The 20,906-nt window shown below is 49.3% G+C and carries 13 protein-coding genes and 1 pseudogene; 7 read left to right on the top strand and 7 right to left on the bottom strand.

All coding sequences use genetic code 11. The features are described from left to right. Positions 1-508: 508 nt before the first annotated feature. Positions 509-1,264, top strand: a complete 756-nt coding sequence (locus U2F10_RS17500; RefSeq protein ID WP_499872885.1) for a hypothetical protein — start codon at positions 509-511, stop codon at positions 1,262-1,264. Between the two features lie 45 nt (positions 1,265-1,309). On the opposite strand, the gene U2F10_RS17495 is transcribed toward U2F10_RS17500, so the two are convergent. Both U2F10_RS17495 and gyrA read right to left on the bottom strand, forming a co-directional pair. Further along, complete coding sequence (locus tag U2F10_RS17495; RefSeq protein WP_499872883.1) at positions 1,310-2,542, bottom strand: ABC transporter ATP-binding protein; 1,233 nt, start codon at positions 2,540-2,542, stop codon at positions 1,310-1,312. A gap of 40 nt (positions 2,543-2,582) precedes the next feature. Then, positions 2,583-5,087, bottom strand: a complete 2,505-nt coding sequence (gene gyrA / locus U2F10_RS17490; protein WP_499872881.1) for a DNA gyrase subunit A — start codon at positions 5,085-5,087, stop codon at positions 2,583-2,585. 241 nt (positions 5,088-5,328) lie between these two features. Here gyrA and U2F10_RS17485 point away from each other — a divergent pair, with 241 nt between their 5' ends. After that, entirely contained in the window at positions 5,329-5,724 is a 396-nt protein-coding gene (locus U2F10_RS17485) for a response regulator (RefSeq protein ID WP_036020131.1), read from the top strand. A 132-nt stretch (positions 5,725-5,856) separates the two neighbouring features. On the opposite strand, the gene U2F10_RS17480 is transcribed toward U2F10_RS17485, so the two are convergent. From U2F10_RS17480 to malQ, 5 genes and pseudogenes are all read right to left on the bottom strand, one after another. Further along, positions 5,857-6,726: a tetratricopeptide repeat protein gene (locus U2F10_RS17480; RefSeq protein ID WP_499872879.1), complete on the bottom strand. Its 870-nt coding sequence runs from the start codon at positions 6,724-6,726 to the stop codon at positions 5,857-5,859. 211 nt (positions 6,727-6,937) lie between these two features. Next, a complete protein-coding gene (locus U2F10_RS17475) occupies positions 6,938-12,322 on the bottom strand; it encodes a translocation/assembly module TamB domain-containing protein (protein ID WP_499872877.1) in 5,385 nt (1,794 codons plus the stop codon). A gap of 240 nt (positions 12,323-12,562) precedes the next feature. Then, positions 12,563-14,143, bottom strand: a complete 1,581-nt coding sequence (gene ggt / locus U2F10_RS17470) for a gamma-glutamyltransferase (RefSeq protein ID WP_163660802.1) — start codon at positions 14,141-14,143, stop codon at positions 12,563-12,565. Between the two features lie 163 nt (positions 14,144-14,306). Further along, positions 14,307-15,071, bottom strand: coding sequence for a response regulator transcription factor (locus U2F10_RS17465; protein WP_163660800.1), 765 nt, complete (start codon positions 15,069-15,071; stop codon positions 14,307-14,309). A gap of 329 nt (positions 15,072-15,400) precedes the next feature. After that, positions 15,401-16,918: pseudogene (gene malQ / locus U2F10_RS17460) on the bottom strand (4-alpha-glucanotransferase); the annotation flags it as partial. Positions 16,919-17,124: 206 nt separating this feature from the next. Here malQ and U2F10_RS17455 point away from each other — a divergent pair. The 5 genes from U2F10_RS17455 to U2F10_RS17435 all read left to right on the top strand — a co-directional run bounded on the left by U2F10_RS17455 (position 17,125) and on the right by U2F10_RS17435 (position 20,895). Further along, positions 17,125-17,550, top strand: a complete 426-nt coding sequence (locus U2F10_RS17455) for an NUDIX domain-containing protein (RefSeq protein WP_163660796.1) — start codon at positions 17,125-17,127, stop codon at positions 17,548-17,550. Continuing rightward, positions 17,531-17,704: a hypothetical protein gene (locus U2F10_RS17450; protein ID WP_499872876.1), complete on the top strand. Its 174-nt coding sequence runs from the start codon at positions 17,531-17,533 to the stop codon at positions 17,702-17,704. The genes U2F10_RS17455 and U2F10_RS17450 overlap by 20 nt, the downstream gene beginning before the upstream one ends. A gap of 120 nt (positions 17,705-17,824) precedes the next feature. Further along, entirely contained in the window at positions 17,825-19,030 is a 1,206-nt protein-coding gene (locus tag U2F10_RS17445) for a sigma-70 family RNA polymerase sigma factor (protein ID WP_499872874.1), read from the top strand. Further along, complete coding sequence (locus tag U2F10_RS17440) at positions 19,027-20,160, top strand: DUF1822 family protein (protein ID WP_499867009.1); 1,134 nt, start codon at positions 19,027-19,029, stop codon at positions 20,158-20,160. The genes U2F10_RS17445 and U2F10_RS17440 overlap by 4 nt, the downstream gene beginning before the upstream one ends. A gap of 192 nt (positions 20,161-20,352) precedes the next feature. Then, the gene (locus tag U2F10_RS17435; protein WP_163696892.1) at positions 20,353-20,895 is read left to right on the top strand and encodes a sunset domain-containing protein; all 543 of its coding nucleotides are present in this window, start codon (positions 20,353-20,355) and stop codon (positions 20,893-20,895) included. The last annotated feature ends 11 nt before the right edge of the window (positions 20,896-20,906 follow it).

Below are 20,906 nucleotides of genomic sequence, written 5' to 3'. Positions count from 1 at the left end.
AGTCGCGCCTTTAAAGCTACAGCGTTTGAGTAATAAGTGTATGGGCCAGGGCCGTATTCTGAAAAATTATTGATAGGAAGATATAATCCGCAACTTTTTTGTATCGCATAGTTACGGTATTTGATGCTATATCAAGGATTATCAGACGTTTCACGCTCAACACACCACATGTCCGTACTCTAGAAAAGGCAAGTTGACCTACAAAAAACAGCGTAATTACTGATGCCAATCTCAGAATTTATTGCCAATTAATTGGTCTTTACTGAAACTTGTGAGTTTGCCATCAACCAACCTTAACAAAGCCAAAGCAACAATATTGTTTATGTAAATGCCCATCGCCAATCTCGGCATTTCAATTTTAGGAAGATTATATTCGGCGTAATGGCAAATCAATCGGAAATACGTCTTTAGGCACGTATTGATTTGTACGGATATCAGGTCATCTTCCGGTTAGGTCTACTAACCCTTGTTAAAGCAATAAGGTTAAGGTTTTTTACTGCGGAATACGATGGCAAAAGCCATTATAAATACTGTTTTAGGCGCATTGGTTACATCTGCTGTTGTCATTGGCACAACAGCCCAGACAGTGAGTGCCCAGGGTTTTGTGGACAACTTTGCTCCCGAAAACTGGGAGTTGTTCAACAGTAGTCCAGCATTTCCAGGTATCGACAATTCAAAAATCACGATCGAGGGTGTTCCGCTAGCGCCCTTTAATGGCTCGGTAGATTTCACAAATTCCCCGGATTCATTAACTTTACTGGGTAGCGATCAAGCTTCAATTTTGGATGAGTTTGGGTTGGCATGCGACACCGTTCAGCCAAACCTATTGTTTTTATGCGACACCAGCTTCACAACTGTATTTGTGACTGTGCCAGAAACCAGCATAATTTCGTTTGACTGGGACTACACCACAGCTGATACATTTGGTCCTGCCTTTGACCCCTTTGGATTTGCTCTGGGCAATTTCCCCCCCACGTCTCTCAAGACGGATGGGGTCTTTACCGAGCTTATCGATCGCAATGGGTCTGCAACGCAATCGGGCAGCAGTTTGGTCAAGGTTGCCGCCAATCAAATCTTTGGGTTTGAAATTGGCACAGCTGATAATCGCGGGGGGCGGGCCCAGGTGACCATTAGCAATTTCCAGGTGATGGTTAAAGAACCAGACATTGTTGATCCACCCTCAGTACCGGAACCCACATCAGGTGTTGCGATCGCAATCCTGACAGGGTTGGGGTTACGCTTACGCCACAAATCTGATAACTAAAATCTGGCAACTAACGGTTGCGATTGATGTTGTGAACTATGGGCGTCAAGCTACATTAATGGCTGCCCCAGTCTCTGGATCAAACAGATGAACGTGCTCCACTCGAATCCCGATGGTCAGCTGATCGCCGGGGCGAGGCACCGACTCTTCAACACCATCAAGACGCATTCGCAGTGTTTTTTCCTCCGATGCGTCCCCGGCAGCACCCACTCCCATGCCATCCGCCAAAGCTACCGTGAGGTATGTTTCACTCCCCAGGGCCTCAGCACGGACCACAGTAACGGCCAGATGTTTAGGGGCAGGCACTGTGAGGCGGAGGTGTTCGGGACGAATGCCCAGGGTTAACGGTTGATTGCCATAGGCCGTCAAAATCGGCTCCCAATGGCTCGGTAATGTCACTCGAAAAGCAGGATGAGTCAAGGTTAGGGGAGCCTGTACCTGTACCGTGAGAAAGTTCATCGGTGGTGAACCAATAAACGCGGCCACAAACCGATTAACCGGCGAACGATATAGCTCTAGAGGGGCAGCGATCTGCTGAATCACCCCCTGGTTCATCACAGCAATCCGGTCACCCATGGTCATGGCTTCCACCTGATCGTGGGTGACATAAATCGTGGTGGTCCCGAGCCGACGCTGCAGAGTGACAATTTTGGCACGGGTCTCGGTGCGCAGCTTCGCGTCCAAGTTAGATAGGGGTTCATCCATTAAAAACACCTGGGGATTACGGGCCATGGCCCGCCCCAAGGCTACACGCTGTTTTTGCCCACCGGAGAGTTGGCGGGGCAACCGTTTTAACAATGGCGTAATTTGCAAAATCTCTGCAATGGCTTTTACCCGTTTAGCAATGGCCTGTTCCCGCTCTGGCCAATAGTGAAACCCTGGGGGCAGTAGCCGACTCACCCCGAATAATGCTTGTTGCCAACGGGCGATTGTCGGTAAATCACCAGCGGTGCGCCGCAGACCAAAGGCCAGGTTGTCATACACGCTGAGATGGGGATAGAGGGCATAACTTTGAAACACCATGGCCACATCCCTTTGTTTGGGAGGCAAAGCGTTCACCCGCTGCTCACCGATGGTAATGGTGCCGCCAGTAATACTTTCTAACCCAGCAATCAGACGCAGTAGCGTACTTTTGCCACAGCCAGACGGTCCTACAAGCACCATAAACTCACCGTCTTCGACCTCTAGATGGATCCGCTTGAGCACCGTTGCTGACTTAGCCTCGGAGGATTGACGCGGAAATGTCTTATAAACGTTGTCTATAACAACTTCGGCCACGTTGGATTCCTAGTTAGGTATCAGGACAATTAGGCGCAGCTTAGTTAGCAACGCAATCTACAGATACCAGAATATCGGTAATAAGCTCACCGCGAGCAGGGGTAAACATGCGATCGCACGGTTGACTTCGTCCCTGCAACGGCACACGCTCGGCGGCCAAACCAGCCACTCGCTCTTCACTGGTCATGACAATAAAGTCAGCAGAGTCAGGAGCCTCTAACGATATCGTCAGGCGATCACCAGTTTGACTAAACTTAAACGACTGAGAACCAATCCCCCCTCGGCTACTGCGCTTAATCGCAGCCACCTGCATCCGTTTGGCATAGCCCTTCGTCGACATCAGCAACAGCTTGCTCTTATTGTGAATCGGCACACAGCCGACAACAGATTCTCCCTTGAGTACCCGAATAGCTTGGGTGCCCTGGGAATTTCGACTAGTATCCGGCAACTGCTCACGATCAATGGTAAATCGCAAAAGACGTCCTCCAGAAGAAGCCAGCATCAGATCCTGCTCTAAATCAGCAATCACCGCATGGGCTAAGTGGTCCCCGGGCTTGAGCTTAATTGCCACTAACCCACGTCCAGTAATCGATTCAAACTCGGTCAACGGCAACCGTTTGATTTTTCCTTGGGCGGTCACCAAAATAATCTGCTGTGTCATCACCTCATCCGTCATCAAAATAGGAGGAAGCACAGCATCCGGATCATTCCCAATGGCATCGGGCAACAAATTAACCAAAGGTTGCCCCTTAGACTGCTGTCGCTGAGCCAGGGGGATATCCCCCACCGCTAGACTAAAGGCTTTACCATCTCGAGAAAATACCAACAAATTATGGGTGGTCCATGCAAACTCCGTCTGGGTTGTCACATCATCAAGCTCAGTCAGCTTAATGGGCAGATCTTCTTGTTTGCCCTGTCGTCGCTGATAAGTTCGCGGCGACAAACGTCTGACATAGCCTTTACGAGTCAGCTCCACCACAGTTTCCTCTTCCTGGGCCTCAGCCACAAGATTAGCCAACCGTTCTTCCTCAGCCGCCCGTTCGCTAGCGGTTTGCAAACGAGTTCTACGCTGATCACCAAAGGTCTTCTTGAGCTTTCGAAGATCTTTCTTGAGGGCCTTGAGTCGTTCTTTGCGATCCGAGAGTAAACGCTCTAAGTTTTCTTTTGTCGTCGATAGCTCATCAAACTCGTTAAGCAGATTGTCTTGTTCTAAGCCGACCAAGCGCCTTAGGGGCATGGCCAAAATTGCATCGGCCTGGCGATCGCTCAACTCAAATTGTTCACTAATCTCCAGCTTTGCCGAGGAACCATCTGGCGCAGCCCGCAGAATTTCGATCACTTCATCAATGCTATCGAGGGCCGTCAACAGACCTTCGACTATATGCAGGCGTCGATCAGTTTTTTCGAGTTCGTTAGTGTACTGTCGGACTAGTGTCTCTTCACGAAAATCCAGAAAAGACTGGAGCATGTGACGCAGGGGCATCTGAATCGGCTGCCCCCCATCAAGTGCCAACATAATGGCCCCAAAATTACTTTGCAGGGGCGTCATCTTGTAGAGGGCGGCCAAAATACTGTGGGGATGAGCTTCTCGCTTCAACTCGATCACTACCCGCATGCCATCGCGATCGCTTTCATCACGAATATCCGCAATGCCATCAAGCTTGCCTTGATTGACCAGATTAGCCACCTTTTCAATCCAGCCCGCTTTGTTTACCTGATAGGGCAGTTCTGTCACCACAATGGCATTGCGACGCTGTCGTCCCTTACCTGGTTGAATTTCCTCAAAGCCAGCAATCCCTCGCACCGGAATACTGCCGCGACCAGTACGATAAGCATCGTGAATGCCTTTGGTACCCGTAATCTCCCCTCCCGTCGGGAAATCTGGACCAGGAATCAGCTTAAACAGTGCTTCATCTGAAATCGTGGGCCGATCAATAATCGCGATCAAACCATCAATGATCTCTCCCAAATTATGGGGAGGAATGTTCGTTGCCATCCCCACAGCAATACCAGAACTGCCATTGAGCAATAAATTAGGCAGTTGGGCTGGCAATACCGTTGGTTCTTGCTGAGAGCTATCAAAGTTATCAATAAAATCGACAGTGGCTTCGCTGATTTCACCCAGTAAAGACTCATGGCTTACAGAGGCCAACCGCGTTTCTGTGTAACGCATGGCCGCTGGGGGATCATTATCCACTGACCCAAAGTTTCCATGGCCATCTAGCAGCGGATAGCGAGTCGAAAAATCCTGAACCATACGCACTAGCGCATCATAAACCGCCTGATCGCCATGGGGATGATATTTACCCAGCACATCCCCAACTACACGGGCACATTTGCGGAAGGGCCGGTCGGGTGTCAAACCCAATTCGTGCATTGCATAAAGGATGCGCCGATGCACTGGTTTCAGGCCATCACGCACGTCTGGCAAGGCCCGCCCCACAATTACGCTCATGGCATATTCCAGATATGATCGTTGCACCTCTGTATGAAGAGAAGTGACAACAATTTGCTCATCCGAAAACGCATTTAGCTGGTTTGCCATGATTTCGTATCCTTGAAAGCCGTCCTAAAGACAGTAATTAGCCTTACCAATGCTGTACCTTATACACAAGCGTTATGGATCCGCAATAGTTCAAATCCAAATCGATCAAGAATTCAATAGACTTGATAACGCCTGCGTCACTGGGTCAGTGTTTTTTCAACAAGCCCTGAATTGACCTATTGAACCCAGGTCAATGACCAACAACGGCTATAGTAACTTTGCTGTGTTAACAAAACCGCCTATGAAAACAGTTTTAATTGTGGAAGACGACATGATCAACGCACGCGTTTTCTCCAAGATTTTGACGAAGCGCGGCGGCTTAGCGGTCAAACATACAGAAAACGTGGATGAAGTCATACAGATTGCAGAAAGCGGTGAAATAGACGTTATTTTGATGGATGTTTCCCTATCCCATAGTGTTTATCAAGGGAAACCGGTAGATGGCATCCGTATCACCCAAATGCTGAAAGCAAATAGTAGCACTGCAGCCTTACCAATTATCTTGGTGACAGCCCATGCTATGGATGGCGATCGCGAAAACTTTTTACAGCAAAGCGGAGCCGATGGCTATATCTCTAAACCCATTGTTGACCACCAAAAATTTGTGGACGATGTTAAGGCTATGATTAGCGATTAGCTATAGCAGATGCAATCAGTCGAAAAAATTAAACCTCTATAGAACAATTAAGTTAGATCAAATATACTACCTAAATGCCTAGGTAGTATATTTATTGGAGGATCTAAATTGTTGGTTTAAGTCAGGCTTCGTCTACAGTCCAGCCAGAACCTCTTGGATTCCGGGTGTACTGAACATAGCTTCTGTTGCGCTCAGTAAACGATCACCCCAAAGATTCTCTTCAAGGAACGCCAAGTCAGCATAGCGACTGTCACGCTCCAGTGCTGCAGTGGCCGATTCAATGGCAGCAGGGCGATTGATATTGGCAGCATAACGAGCAACGGCAATGGCCAATGTCGGCTCGGGCTCTTCATCAGAAAGAGTCAGAGAGCGCTCCCATTGCTCAATAGCAGGTTCTAATTGCCCCATTTCATACAGAACTAGACCAATATTGTTAACCGCTGGCCAGAAAGACTCGTTAAAGCTAATGGCAGATTCGTACTGCTCAATAGCTTTATCATAACGGTTAAGTTTGTAATAGGCATTGCCTAAATCAAAGTGAGCTCCGGGATTGCCGGGTTCTAAACTCAGCCCCTTCTCTAGGGAGTTAGACGCCTGGAGATACTTTCCTTCACTAAAGTAGGCGGACCCTAGGGTAAACCAAATAACGGGATCGTCGTTGCTGATGGATTTGGCAGTTTCTAAGGCAGTCACCGCTGCAGCACTGTCGCCAACCTGGAGGTGCAAGCTTCCCATCAACGCCAGAATTTGCGGGTCCTGGGGCGCAAGCTGAGCGGCCAGTTGAATCCGCGCCAAGGCTTCCTCGTATTGCTGGAACTGAGCCAGCTGAGCCGCCTCCTGAGCCAAGGTGAGCCCCGTTGCTGTCAGCCGTTCTTCATCTAGGGGGAGCGTATAGGGCAGCAGGGCTTGGGCCTCTACAGCCTGTGCCGTCCAGCCACAACCAAACAAAGCCAGAAGTGCCGCTAGGGCAGGGCGAGTAAGCCGAGATATGAGCTGATTCATAGGAAGTGGACGGATGGTTAAATATTAGGAAATGATCCGGGAGGTGCGCTCAGTACGATTGCATAGCAATCAAGCCAAGTGTGTGGTGGGAGCTGCCTTTGGTTGACTTCGTCTACTGAGACTAGTTATCAGTATAGATACACCACCCACAGCGTTTATCAGCAATTTGATAAATTTATGAGAAGCCATGTCCAGGTAGAAAGTATCTAGACTAAAACCGTGTTTCAAACTCTAGCAAAACTCGATTGCGATCGTCGAAATTAGTGGTGCCACGGATGGAAAATTCGTCACTCAGGCGATATTGCACGTTAAATTCTGCAGGGGTGCTATCGGTCAAAATTTTCAACAGTGATAGGGTGATGTTATCAGTCACATCAAATCCCACTTCAGTGGCAACATCTAGGGCAGAACCACTATTTTCCTCGTTGGAGAATCGAGAAGCACCAGTTACAGGAAACAGACGGAATTCACTCAGGTTGAGTCTGCTGATCACAAAATCCTGCACGGTATTTAGCAACGCTCCTCCAAAGAAGTTAATCACCCCTTGCCCCGACTGTAATGCAGCAATATAGCTACCGCTAAGTAAATTAACAATTTCCTGTCTAGAGCGAGGGGGGGAACTAGAAAATTCAATCACTGAATCACTGATGTCTGAGAGGAATAAACTTTCGAGGAGGTTACTGGCACTGCCTTGATAGGTAGCTCGTATACGAATCGTTTCGATGCCCGCAGTGCCCTGGAAGGGATCGACAGACGTATCGGCCACTTCTGAGGAGGCAAATGCTGTTGCTTCTACCCCAGGACTCAGCTGTTGGGTTTCGGTCACCGAGGTACGCAATCGTATATCCAGGAGTGGATCAGCGATCCCTCGCTCCGGCACAAATCGCGCCACGTTATCACGACCGGCTAATCGGAATGTGGTGGTTAAGAGATTAATGCGGCCAGACCGTAACCGAATAGTCCCTTCGGGTTCAATGGCTCGAAATGGTCTGAGGGGACCGGTAACGCGCAAATCTCCTTGGGCAATTACATTCAGTAAATTACTTTGTTGGATCTGGATGTTTCTCGCTAACGTAAGTTTGAGATTTTCAAACCGAGGAATAAAGTTGGAGATTTGTTCGGATTCTGATGTGGGCGCGGCGTCACCCCCTTCAGGTAAAAACAAACGACCGTTAGCAAGCTCTACCACACCACCTAACTGAGGGCCACCTAATAAGAGGCTGCCACCGACGACCACTTGGCCGTTAACGCCTCCTTCATAAATACCCCGCAGGTCTAGATCGATGTCGTCCAGGGTAAACGTCAGGGCACCAGAGGGATGCATTGGAATGGCAGCATCGGCAATGGGAGGATTTGTAACAGCAGGTGTAGCATCGTTGTCCTCGGCGACATCGCCTGGGTCGTCAGCTCCTAAAAGGGCCAGATCGGCGCTATCGATAATAAAAGGAAATGATAGGGGGAAGCTCCCTGCGGCCTGTAGCCGACCGTTACCGTACTGTCCTTGCAACTCCAGCACATTGATCTGATTGTTTTCAAAAACAACGCTTCCGTTAAAGTCTGTGAGGGGATCGGGTAGCAATGGCGATCGCAACACCGCCTCTCGCACATTCATCGAACCGCTGATGGTGGGTCGACTCAATCGCCCCCCCACCTCAAGGGAGACTTGCCCCTTGCCAGACTCCCATATCACCTGATTGTTGAGAACATTGAGCAGAGCTAATCCCTCATCAGCCACATCCAGGGTCAATGCAATCCGATCATCAGCGGGTTGCACGGTCATAAAGTCAAAGGCATAGGGAATATCTCCCACCAGGGTCAGGGGCTGGGGATTATCGACTTGTAGCAACTCACCTTGCAACAGCAGGCGAGCATTTTCATATAGGAATAGGCTTTCCGCCTGCTCAATGGGTTGCTCGTTAATGCTGCCATCGGTCAGGACAACATCCCCTCGCAACGTTGGATTGCCCAAACCGCCACTAAAGTTTGCGATCGAATCCAATCGCCCCTCTAGCCCCACTGGCAAATTGAAAATATCACGCACCGCTGCCACCGGCAGGTCCTCAGCCACCAACTGCAAGCTGGATGCATCTTCTTCCACCAGCGATAGGTTACCGGCCAGGTTAACAAATGCCTGACGTGGATTCCCTTCTCCGTCCGGTGGCAAAGCGGTCTCTAAACGCACAGGCTGTAGCGTTAGGTTGCCATTGGCCAGCTGCCCCCGCGCCACCACCCGATCGGCCACAAAGTCCCTGGTCCAAGTCCAGGAACGACCGTCAACGTCAAACATAATTTCGGGAATTTCCTGGGGGCGACCGCTGAGGCGAACAGTCGCATCAAATCGTCCTTCCAGCTCATCTAGGGGCGGAATCGGGTTCTGTGCCTCAGCCAGAGCCTCTTGCTCCTGAATATCTTGAATTTCCGCCAACCGACGGATTTGGTCTAATAATGCTGCTTCGGTATTACCCGTCGCCTGGGTAGCTAATACCTGTGGAATCTCTTCAGGAGATGGCTGATTTTCTACCCACGTTGGAGCCTGAAATGTTTGGATTAAATCATCCAGGTCTGTAATCGCAAGGGCCGTGAATACGTCCTTGATATCACCATTTTCGACAGAAACATTGGCATTGTAAGCCAGGGTATCCAGCTGCACATTGCCATTGAAGCGATAGATACTGTCAGCCACATCCGGAGCGCCACAGTAGGAGGGCAATGCCTGACCATTCAGCCGATTGGAGCATGGGTTGAAAATGAGCTCACCCCGTTCCACAAAGACCCGCCGATCCCGATAGGCCAATTGCCCCGTAAGCTGTTGAGCATTGAGATACCCCACCCCTGGCTGAGCAATAAAGACATCGCCCACCAGGGTTTGACGATTCAAGTCGACGACCCATTCACCCCGGGAAGACAGGGTGCCCTTAAGGCCTCCCCCCAGACGCTCTACCGTTGGTAAGCCTAAGGCCTGCAGCGGCAGATCCTGGAGTGTGGCCCGTAAAATATCTCCCTCGGTGCGGCCAGAGGCTTGGGCCCCTTGCCAGCTGACATCAAAGTTTATGTTTCGGGGAGCTTGAAAATTAACCGCAATGCCATCGGCTAGACCATCGGGGGTGGCTGGCCCCGTTTGCCCATCTAAATCCACCATCAGTCCTGATGGACCCTGGTAGCTGACCGGCCCCAATAGCACTGGATCAAAGGCGACCTGATTGACGGCAAAATCTTCCAGTAGAAGGGTCCCGCTAAACTGGGGGTTATCGAGGGTGCCCACTAACCGTCCGTCTGATAATGAAGCAAAACCGGATAAGGGGACAGGGACAGGCAGTAGTGCCAACGGATAGCGCTGGGCGTCTAAATCTAACTCAAACCCACGAATCCCCTGATACTGATTGCCTTCAAACTGGGGAGAAATTACCCCCCGTGCCTGGAGCTGAGCACTATTAGCGTCTTCGATGAGTAGGTCTTGGCCGGTCCAGGCAAAGCGACTGGTGAGGGGGGCATCTAACCCCGCTAGCTGCGGCGAGAATCCGGCCAGGCCAGCGGAGAAACTTAAATCGCCACGCCCACGCAGATCCGCCAGGGTACGCGCGTTGACATCCCCCGATAAGGTTACAGTGCCGCTGGTGGTGCCCCCTAGCTGTGCTGCAAACTGACTGAGGCCAATGGTGTTGAGGTTGGCATCGGTTTGCCAGCGACCGTTTACCAGCTCTGCATTGCCCTGTACTGACCCATCGGCCAACTGCAGATTGTAGTCTCCCATGGCCAGCAGGTTTTCCAGGGAAGCCCCTTGAACCGGACCTGCCAGGGCAACATCGGCATTGAGATTACCCGCGAGAGCCTGGGCAATGCCCAATGCCTGTAAATCGATATTATTAGCGGCGATATTGGCCTGCCAGCTATCTGTCCCGACGTCACCGCTACCGGTTAGAGTACCTGCACCCACCTGCACCAATGCCTGGGGAATGGAGAAACCGCCATCGGCAAACACTGCCGTGGCATTGGCTGGATAAACCTGACCGCCATAGGCAAGGGTGGGGGCCTGGACATTAACTCGGGCTTCTAAGGCAGCAATGGGACCGGTAACTGTTGCTGTCGCAACAATCGCGCCCAGGGTGACTGGCAGTTGCTCAACATCATAGAGCGCAACAATCGCATCCCCTGGCACATTCGTCGCCGTAGCCTCAAAGTCCAACTCTGGTGGGCCATCGGGTAAATTTGCCAGATTCAAAACACCACTACCCGTGACTTGCCCCCCAAGCTCGGGGGTGGCACTAATTTGAGCCACCGTCACCGTGTTTAATAAATTTTCAATGCGATCGCTTTCTAGCACCACATCAGCATTGACATCATTCAGCACCAGTCGATCAACGGTGACTGGGCCATCAGCCACAACCCTGGCAGAGAGTTGGGGCTGCAAAATTGGCCCCGTAATCGCGATGTTGCTGTCAAAAACACCGCTTAGAGCAATGGGCGACTCCACCTCAGAACGCTCTAACAGCTGTTCAAGGTCCACATCTGCAACCTGGGCAGTCAGGTCATAGTCGCCATTCCAGTCAACGGTACCCGTGGCCGTAGCCACCAAGTCTTCATAGTTTCCCCTGGCGCTGTCAACCGTAATCGTAGTGCCCTTAAATCGAGCTTCAGCATCGATATCCTCGATAGTATTACCCCAGGGGCCCGTATTTGGCAGGGATGTCAACTGTAGCTGACCATTATCAAGGCTACCGGCTCCATCCACGGTTACCGGTTGGTCTGGCAAGAATGAAACGGTCCAGTTACCGCTAACCCGGCCAGCCGTCGCTGCCAGGGGCAAATCCTGTTGTCCTAACGTGGGCAACAGAAAGGTCAAACCCGTCTCAGCAGCGACTCCTTGAGCATTGACATTCAGCCTAATTTCTTGCTGTATAGGCTGTTCATCATTCCCAGAAGGTGTCGGCACTACAGCACCAGTGATTTCTAAATCACCCTCGTTGGGCGGTGTGATGGTGGCTGCAAACTCTATTCGTTGTGCCTCCTGACCATTAACGTCCACTGGCTCAATCGCCACAGTGCCATTAAGATCGACCAACGTTAACGGTGTCGGCTCTGCCCCATCCGCTGGTAAGGGGACCACAGTGATTTGGCTATCTACCAAATCAATATCATCCATCCGCACCTTGATCAGCGGATCTTCCACCGGTTCAAATGTGGGTACATCAATGCCTAGCCAGCCATCATCTGGGTGCTGCTCAACATAGCCCTCGGCCCCGACTAACCTGAGGTCAATCTCTAGCTCCCGTTGGAATAGCACCTGCAGTGGATTAAATCCCACATCTACAGTCTGCGCCGTCGCATAGGTGGGATCGGTTTCCGTAGCATTTAATTTAGAAGGCCCTACCCGTAAACCATTCCAAGAGAGGCCCTGTAGGTCACCGAGTTCTAATTCACGTTCTAAAAGAGTGGAGAGTCGCCGTTCCAATAGCGGCGTTAATCCTCTATTGATAAAAACCCAAGCCCCTATGGCGGCAGCGGTGCCAAGTATGAGGGTACCTGCCCCTAGGGTAATGGCTACTTTTTTCCAAAATAGCCGCCCTTTAGGAGGTCTATCTGTATTAGGCGAAGTCATGGGGGCATGGAACTACGTGCGCGACTACTCTAACAAACTTCCATCAAGGATTTTTGTAAGATTTGAAGTGAAACCAGGGATGAAGCTGCGGCAACCTTTAGTTGTTGCCGCAGCCGGTTAGAGATGTTGCCAAGGTTTTAGCTATTTCCTGGCCAGCCAAATAACCTTTTTCTAAAAAATTTTTATTTTGCCTTTATTTATCTTTTGTGAACCGATCTGAAGGGTCTGCTCGATTTCACTCTAACCAACGCCAATGGCTAAACCGTCACTTCGGGGGTCACAGGCCCCAAAAAGACGGGTCTTCTGCACCTGAATCATGTGGGCATGGCCCATGGCTTCGGACCAATTCGCCTCGATTTGAAGCTGATGTTTGCGCTGGCGTAGCCCATGGCAAATGTCATCACTAATACGTCCTTCTAACGCCAGTCGAGCAGACGTTTCACCCCAGGTACGGCCCCAACGCCAGCGGGGCATATTGATGGCAGTTTGAATATCGACGCCCAGATCTAAGACACGGGTAAGCAGGGCAACTTGGGTTTGAGGCTGACCTTCCCCACCCATGGTCCCAAAAACCAGGTGAGGTCGTTCATGTTGCAAAGCCATCCCAGGAATCAATGTCTGGAGGGGGCGTTTACCAGGAGCTACTCCATTGGCATGGTTTGGATCAGGGGAAAAGATAGCACCTCGATTGTTAAGCACAAAGCCTAGCTCTGGGGGCGCAACGCCACAGCCATAGTCAAAATATAAACTTTGCAGCCAGGAAACAGCGTTACCGTAGCGATCTACAACCGCTGCATAGATAGTATCGCCCCCCTTTGGCAAGGGGTTTTCAACTCGGGCCTGGGATAAATTAATTTGAGTTCTTAGCCGATCGGCATAGGCCTTTGAGGCTAACTGCTCTAGTGGGACATGGGTAAATGAGGGATCGCCAATCCAACGGTCACGATCGCAAAACGCCAGCTTAGTCGCTTCCACCATCAGATGGTAATAGCTGACCTCATCCAAATTAGCGATGTCGTAGGGCTCAATTAAATTCAGAATCTGCAACACTGACAGCCCCTGAGTATTGGGGGGCAGCTGATAGATGGTATGGTCTCGATAGGTGGTCGTCATCGGCTCCACCCAGTCGCTCTGGTGATTGGCAAAATCTCCCAAGCTCAGGGGACTCCCCAGGGGCGCAACATAATCAACAATGGCGCGGGCAATAGGCCCACGATAAAAAGCATCCACACCATCCCTAGCCAGGGTTTCCAGTACCTGTGCTAATGCTGGATTTTTAACCGTGCAACCAGGACGTTGTTCAGGGGCCAAAAATGTGGCTGCTGCCCCAGCGTCCCTAATCAATAGGTCTCGATCTTTCCGAGTCCAGCGAAACTGGGATGACGACAGCGGGTAGCCCTTTTGGGCCAGCTCTATAGCAGGCTTCAGCAGAGATGCCCAGGGCCACTGCCCAAACCGTTGATGGGCCTCCCACCAAGCATCAACAGCTCCAGGTACCGTTATGGCAGCGGCGGCCCCTCGCTGCGAGAGCACCATGGGCTTATTCAAGCAGGCAGCCGAACGACCTGATCCATTCAAGCCGTTTACCTGCCGAGTGGACGCATCATAAATCAACCACAGACCATCCCCACCCAGACCATTCATGTGGGGATAGGTAACTGACAGGGCAGCACTGACAGCAATGGCTGCATCGACAGCATTGCCACCCTGCTGCAAAATTGTCTCACCAGCTTTGGCGGCAACCGTGTGGGGTGAAACCACCATGCCGTGGAGAAACTGTTTACGATTTACCGCAACCGGTTCATGGGGGATTTTGACCATAGCGAAGAGGGTTGGCAGTATCCATCCTACGCCCCATAACAATTCACTATCCTGTAGCCCTTAGGCATAGATATGCTTAAGGGCATAGATATCTTAACAATCAGTCAGCTATGGATTCGGACCAATTGCAGTATTAAGTACTGCAACTTTGCATTCTAATCATTTAACCCAATCGATAACCAAACCCACGCACAGTCTTCAAGTACTTAGGCTTACTTGGATCTTCTTCCAATTTTTCGCGCAACCAACGGATGTGCACATCCACTGTCTTGTTATCCCCCATAAAGTCATACCCCCAGACACGATCAATAATCTGATCTCGGGACCACACCCGACGAGGTCGTCCCATAAACAGCTCTAGGATTTTGAATTCTTTTGGCGACAAGTTAAGTTCAACATCGTTGAGAAATGCCCTGCACTCATTGGGATGTAGCGTAATACCCTCAAAGCGCAGTGCGGAACTATCTTCTGACTTAGCCGTAGATTGATAGCGGCGCAGCAAAGCCCGACATCTAGCAATCAGCTCACGCATGCCAAATGGCTTAGACAGGTAGTCATCGGCACCCACTTCTAAACCGACAACGCGATCCATTTCTGTCCCCTTGGCACTGAGGATCAAAATGGGCACATTCAGACCTCGATGCCGTACCAATCGACAAAGATCTAATCCATTCATTCCTGGCAACATCAGATCCAAAATCACCAGACTGATGTCTGGAATTGCATCTTTGCTACCATCAGCCGAACCCAGTAATTTCTCTAACGCTGTTGGGCCGTCTGCGGCAACGACAATTTCAAATCCTTCTTCAGCTAAGGCCAGCGCTACTGTCTCTCTGATCAGCTCTTCGTCTTCAACGACTAACACTCTACCTAAACCTACCCGCAGCGAGGACTGGATAGGAGCTAGCCCGCTAGAAACCATGGCCATACATGTCGCCTTAATTACCTCTAGGTTGGATTCTATCAGGGATATTGCAAGGAAGACCCCTGTTTGAACTGATCATTTTCAGTAAATTTGACTACACGTCGAGTTGTGTAGGGGAAACTCCACAAGCTATAAACCAGTCTTCCACCTCTGTTAACTTGACCCATAAATCATTCTGGAGCGTTAACTAAATTTTTATCTTCTCGAAATTTTTCTATTAACTTCGTTTACAAACACAGACAAAGTTAATAGAGATTTTCATGACAAAACTTAAGCAATGGCTACGTCATTGCCCGATCAATATCAAGTAAATCCATCAAGATTGACGATGTTTAGGGCCATTGATGGGTAGCGCGCCCGTACAACTCTGTGAGGGTTCTAAATTGATGGCATACAGTGGGATTCAACATGGCAGCATCAAACCGCCACTCCCAGTTACCTTCGGCGAGTCCTGGGGTATTCATGCGGGCTTCGGAGCCTAGACCGAGTAAATCTTGCAGGGGAACGATAGATAGAGTAGCCACAGAAGACAGGGCCAAACGAATCATCGCCCAATGCACTGATTCCGGGGCCACACCACCCACAAAGTCGATCAGGCGTTGTTTTTCATAATCATTGGCCTTGCTATACCAACCAACGGTGGTGTCATTGTCGTGGGTGCCTGTGTAAATAACAAAATTGCGATCGCAATTAAATGGCAAATACGGATTACGATGGTCCGAGCCAAAGGCAAACTGGAGAATCTTCATACCTGGGAAACCAAACTTATCCCGCAGAGCTTCTACTTCAGGGGTGATGATGCCAAGATCTTCTGCTAAAAACGGCAGCTTACCCAATACTTCTTCCACCCGTTCAAACAGCGGCACACCGGGTGCTTCAACCCACTGACCATTCATCGCGGTTTCTTCACCTTCAGGCACCGCCCAATAGGACTCAAACCCACGAAAATGATCAATGCGAATCTGATCCACATAGGATAGGGACGTTTTAATTCGTTTAAGCCACCAATCAAACTGGGTTTCTTCTAGCTCTTCCCAGTTATAGGTGGGGTTCCCCCACAGCTGACCGGTTTCACTAAAATAATCCGGCGGCACCCCTGCCATCTGAGACGGCAGCAGTGTCTCAGGGTCCACCATAAAGTTCTCGGGGAATGCCCATACATCCGCACTATCGTGGGCCACATATATCGGCATATCGCCAATAATCTGAATCTGTCGCTCATTAGCATAGGCTTTGAGGGCAAACCACTGGCGACAGAACTCAAACTGGAAAAACTTCTGCAAAAAGATGGCATCCGCCAACTTAGTTCGCCACAGGTCTAACGCTTCTGGTTCCCGCTTAGCAATTGCCCGGTCCCAATCAGTCCAGCTGGCCCCCTGATTGGCATCCTTCAGCGCCATAAACAGACTGTAATCCTCTAGCCAAAAGGCCTGGGCCTGACAAAACTCCTGAAACTCTTGAGGCTCCTTCATCTGGAATTTTTGAGCCGCTTTCTTTAGTAATTCCAGCTTATGGGGAATCACTTTGTGATATTCCACCCGCTCAGCGGAAAACTCAGGCACCTCTCCCAGATCAGCTTTCTCCAATAGCCCCTGCTCTGCTAATTCATCTAAGCTAATCAACAAAGGATTACCGGCCATGGCCGAATAGCACATGTAGGGAGAGTTACCGTGGCCCGTTGGTCCTAGGGGCAAAATTTGCCAAAGCTGCTGTTTAGTTTCCACTAAAAAATCCACAAAACCATAGGCCGCTTGTCCCAAATCTCCAATGCCATAACGACTGGGTAGCGACGTGGGGTGCAACAAAATACCACTAGCTCGGGTGAATGCCATGACGAAGGGTGAAGAATAAAGGGTACTGGGTTAGTTGAAGGGCAATGCCCACTGTTTTATAAAGGCATGGATGTAAAGACAGGGAGTCGCACAGCCGTTCTTCACCAAAGCAAAGTCTAAGAGCTTAAGCTTTGACAATGTCTTGGCCTTAATCCAAGCCAATTGACTTTAGCATGGTTATTTGATGCAAGACCGTCCTGTTAAGAACACCTGTTAGCGACCCTATGGCCTATCGCAATCCCGCTCCCACTGTCGACATCATTATTGAATTAATCGATCGACCAAATCGTCCGATTATTTTGATTGAGCGGTTGAACCCACCATTGGGTTGGGCAATTCCCGGTGGTTTTGTGGACTACGGCGAGTCGGTGGAAACAGCAGCAATTCGCGAGGCGAAAGAGGAAATTGGGTTAGATATCAAGCTACTAGAGCAATTTCATGTGTATTCTGACCCCAGCCGGGACCAACGTAAACACACCATTAGTATTGTTTTCTTAGCGACAGCTACTGGAGAACCCACTGCGGGGGACGATGCCAAAAACTTTAAGGTGTTCGATCTATGGGAGCTGCCTGATAGTCTCTGCTTTGATCATGACAAGATTCTGCAGGACTATTGGCATTATCGCCATTATGGAAAACGACCGTGCTAAGACTATTGGCACTATCGCCATTATGGAAAACGACCGTGCTAAGGCTATTGGCATTATCGCCATTATGGAAAACGACCATACTAGGACTAAAGCTATGGCAGAGTCGTCTTTTGAAGCATTGCGGCTAAATCAAGTACGTCAATTTATAAGTTAACCGTGATCTTACGTAGAATCGAACGCATTATAGTATCGTAACCCTTAACCCTGAATGGAGCCAGAACTAATGACCCACAGGATTTGTCAACGTACTGCTGTGCAATTTTGTAATTAGACAATGCGTCCCCGGACTGACATTTTGGCAATTTTCTCCACATTTATCCAGTTCGAGGGAGATCGGTTTGATGCATGGGTATCTGAGCCACGTCTGGCCAGAAACATGCAACAGCAACTGCTTCAAAATAGACCATTGGAGCATTCAGAAAAGGATTGGGTCCTATATTGGTATCGACTCAGAGAGGAGACTCCTGACGCCACCAAACATCTATGGGCCTATTTGCAAGAACCCTGCTATTGGGCAGCCGATCATGTGACCCGTCGGTTTCCCATGGTTCAGTGCTCCCTTGCAGATGGCTTTCAGATTGCGATCGCACACGTTGATCGAATTCTCAATGGCTACAATCCTGACTACAGCAGCAATCTCAGAGCCTATGCCCGCACTGCATTTGGCAACTGCCTTAGAGACCAACTGCGCCAGCAACAAGCCATTAACATCAGTAGCGACTGGGGATTATTACGCAGACTGAGTCAAACGCAGTTAAAAAACTCCCTACAGTCAGCCGGATACATCCACTTAGACCCCTTAATCTTGATCTGGAAATGTTTTAAAGATGTTTGCATCCCTGAGCCAGGACGGTTGGTTCGCGGATTACAGCCTCCAAACAAAGAACAATTACAGGCCATCTCTGCACGCTATAACCAACTTCGTTACAATCTGATCCCTAACTCTAACGGTGTAGATATAAGTATAGATGTTGGTACTAAAGAACTCTTGAGAGAGCTCACCCAGTTAGCTGCGATCGCGAGATCTTATTTGACACCTTCTATAACATCCCTCAATCAACCTCAATATGATGACTCCGGTGAAGAACAGCTAGATGCTCTACAAACCCATGACACTCCAATGACAGAGCTACTCGCTACTGAAGACTATAAAGAACAGCAACTACGTGCACAGCAAATTGGAGCCATCTTGAAAAATGAAGTGGCAAATTTAGATACACCTAGTCAAACATTGTTAACCTTGTATTATCAGCAAGCACTTACCCAGAATGATATTGCCAATCAGCTAGATATCAAGCAATATCAAGTATCTCGTAAGCTTAGTCGAATCCGTCAACGCTTACTTCTCAGTGTTACAACCTGGAGTCAAGAAACCTTGCATATCCCCAATGAAGCTACCGTACTAGCTAGTGTTAGTGAGGTAATACATGAGTGGTTGCAGCGTCACTATTCCCCAGAGTTACCAAAGGTATTGGAATGAGCGTGTTATTTGACAATCCCGTACAGCCTGTTCTGGAAGTACCAACCGACCCGATCAAGTGGCAGCATAGTACGTCCATTTCCGATCCAGCTGCTCGCTGGCGTATCTATTTACACTCTTTGGGGCTAGAGGCACTCATGTCATGGTTCCAGGAAGAATTTGACCAAGCTGTGGGTTCATGGCCCCATGCAGCCCCCTTTGACATCTGGCATGTTGTCGAGGGCTTACCCCTATCACTGGGCAACAACCGAATTGTGGTAATTCTTGCCGAAACAATCGATGCAGCGGAATTAAGAGTACCTCAAGAATGGGTTGATCTACCTGGCTGGTCTGCAGATTATTACATTGCTGCCTACGTTGATGTTGATGAGCAACACCTGGTGTTGTGGGGCTACACGACCTACGGACAGCTTCAATTTAAGAGTGACTACGACTCTGCTGAACGTGTCTACCGCCTTAAGGAGATAGATTTAGTACAGGATTTTTCTACCTTTTGGGTCGCCCAGCAAATGGAACAAGTCCAATCTAGCCCAATAGATATGCTGCCTGATTTATCCGCCACTCAAGCGGAAAGCCTAGTGCAACAATTAGCGCATGTACCTGACCCTAGGCTAGCAATCAATTTTAGCCAGTGGGGTGCATTGTTTAGCAACGACCAGTGGCGACAAGCTTTATATATCAAGAGACAAAATGCCACTACCGTCAGCATCGAAGACTGGCTAGAAAATATCTTTGAGCAAGGCTGGCAAAGCTTAGATGTGTTGCTTCCTCAGTCTCAAATATCGAGGTTGCGCTCAGATGCTGACGGAACAGCTGTTCTCACCTGTGGCAAAAAGATCTTTCTGAATACTGCTCCCGATGATCTGTTGCTGATGTTTAGTGTGGATATTGAGGCCAACAAACGTCGTAATATTCGGATTCAGCTTTATCCATCTAGCGACACCATCTTGCCTAACAATGTCATGCTCGCCTTAGAGCTATCAGAAACTGGGGAACTGCTAAAAAGTGTAAAAGCTGGGGCGCATGATGATTACATCCAGATTCCTCCGTTTCGTTGTTCAGCCGGTCAACGACTGAGGGTCCATATCCAGCTTGCCGAAAGCACCTGCCAAGAAGACTTCATTAGCTAAACGGTTGTCAGAGATATACAGTCTCTTGATGCCATCAAGTTAGTTGGGGATAACAAATCACTTAGAGCCCCCCCCTGAACCGCAATGACTTTATTTTACATAGCCTCACAAAAGCGTTAACTATACTGTCCTGTCATCCCATAATCAGACTAGTAAGCCTACAAAATAGGCATCAAGTTTAGGGAACAGTCCATGAAACCTATTTTGACGAAAGGGCAGTTAATCACCTGGAAAGAAGGCAGAGGCTTTGGCTTTATCAAAGCCCATCATGGAGGTAAAAACGTCTTCCTCCATATCAGTGCGCTTCCAGAAAATAGTCCTCACCCTAAGGTGGGCGATACTATTTTGTATCAGCGAGTTATCACTCCAAAAGGAAAAGTCCGGGCGGCGAAAGCATCCATCGCAGGCATCAAACCTAAATCACCAAAACCCAGTTTCCCTAAGCAAAAAAAAAGTGGGCGAATTCAAACTATGATCGGCGTGATTATGCTATCTGCCATGGCTCTAATCATTCTGGAGTTTAGGTCCAGCCGTTCTCCTGGCCTGATTACTGCCATTACCAAACCAGGTTGCACCATTAAAGGTAACATCTCCATCAATACGGGCAAAAAGATTTATCACCTACCAAATATGGCAGATTATCAAACAACCGTAATCAGTCCAGAACAGGGTGAAAAGTGGTTTTGTACAGAGGCAGAGGCTATGGAAAAGGGCTGGAGTAAAGCCTCTAAATAATTTTAACCAAC

The sequence above is a fragment of the Leptothoe sp. EHU-05/26/07-4 genome, from assembly GCF_043421015.1.
GTDB classification, from domain to species: Bacteria; Cyanobacteriota; Cyanobacteriia; order Phormidesmidales; family Phormidesmidaceae; genus Leptothoe; species Leptothoe turfae.
The sequence above is the reverse complement of the archived record's forward strand: the minus strand, read 5'-3'. Positions and strand labels throughout refer to the sequence as shown.

Coding starts and splice junctions, on each gene's coding strand:
- U2F10_RS17440 (WP_499867009.1), top strand. CDS start 19,027: ATGAGCGTGTTATTTGACAATCCCGTACAGCCTGTTCTGGAAGTACCA.
- U2F10_RS17455 (WP_163660796.1), top strand. CDS start 17,125: ATGGCCTATCGCAATCCCGCTCCCACTGTCGACATCATTATTGAATTA.
- U2F10_RS17475 (WP_499872877.1), bottom strand. CDS start 12,322: ATGACTTCGCCTAATACAGATAGACCTCCTAAAGGGCGGCTATTTTGG.
- U2F10_RS17435 (WP_163696892.1), top strand. CDS start 20,353: ATGAAACCTATTTTGACGAAAGGGCAGTTAATCACCTGGAAAGAAGGC.
- U2F10_RS17445 (WP_499872874.1), top strand. CDS start 17,825: ATGCGTCCCCGGACTGACATTTTGGCAATTTTCTCCACATTTATCCAG.
- U2F10_RS17500 (WP_499872885.1), top strand. CDS start 509: ATGGCAAAAGCCATTATAAATACTGTTTTAGGCGCATTGGTTACATCT.
- U2F10_RS17450 (WP_499872876.1), top strand. CDS start 17,531: ATGGAAAACGACCGTGCTAAGACTATTGGCACTATCGCCATTATGGAA.
- gyrA (WP_499872881.1), bottom strand. CDS start 5,087: ATGGCAAACCAGCTAAATGCGTTTTCGGATGAGCAAATTGTTGTCACT.
- U2F10_RS17465 (WP_163660800.1), bottom strand. CDS start 15,071: ATGGCCATGGTTTCTAGCGGGCTAGCTCCTATCCAGTCCTCGCTGCGG.
- U2F10_RS17485 (WP_036020131.1), top strand. CDS start 5,329: ATGAAAACAGTTTTAATTGTGGAAGACGACATGATCAACGCACGCGTT.
- U2F10_RS17480 (WP_499872879.1), bottom strand. CDS start 6,726: ATGAATCAGCTCATATCTCGGCTTACTCGCCCTGCCCTAGCGGCACTT.
- ggt (WP_163660802.1), bottom strand. CDS start 14,143: ATGGTCAAAATCCCCCATGAACCGGTTGCGGTAAATCGTAAACAGTTT.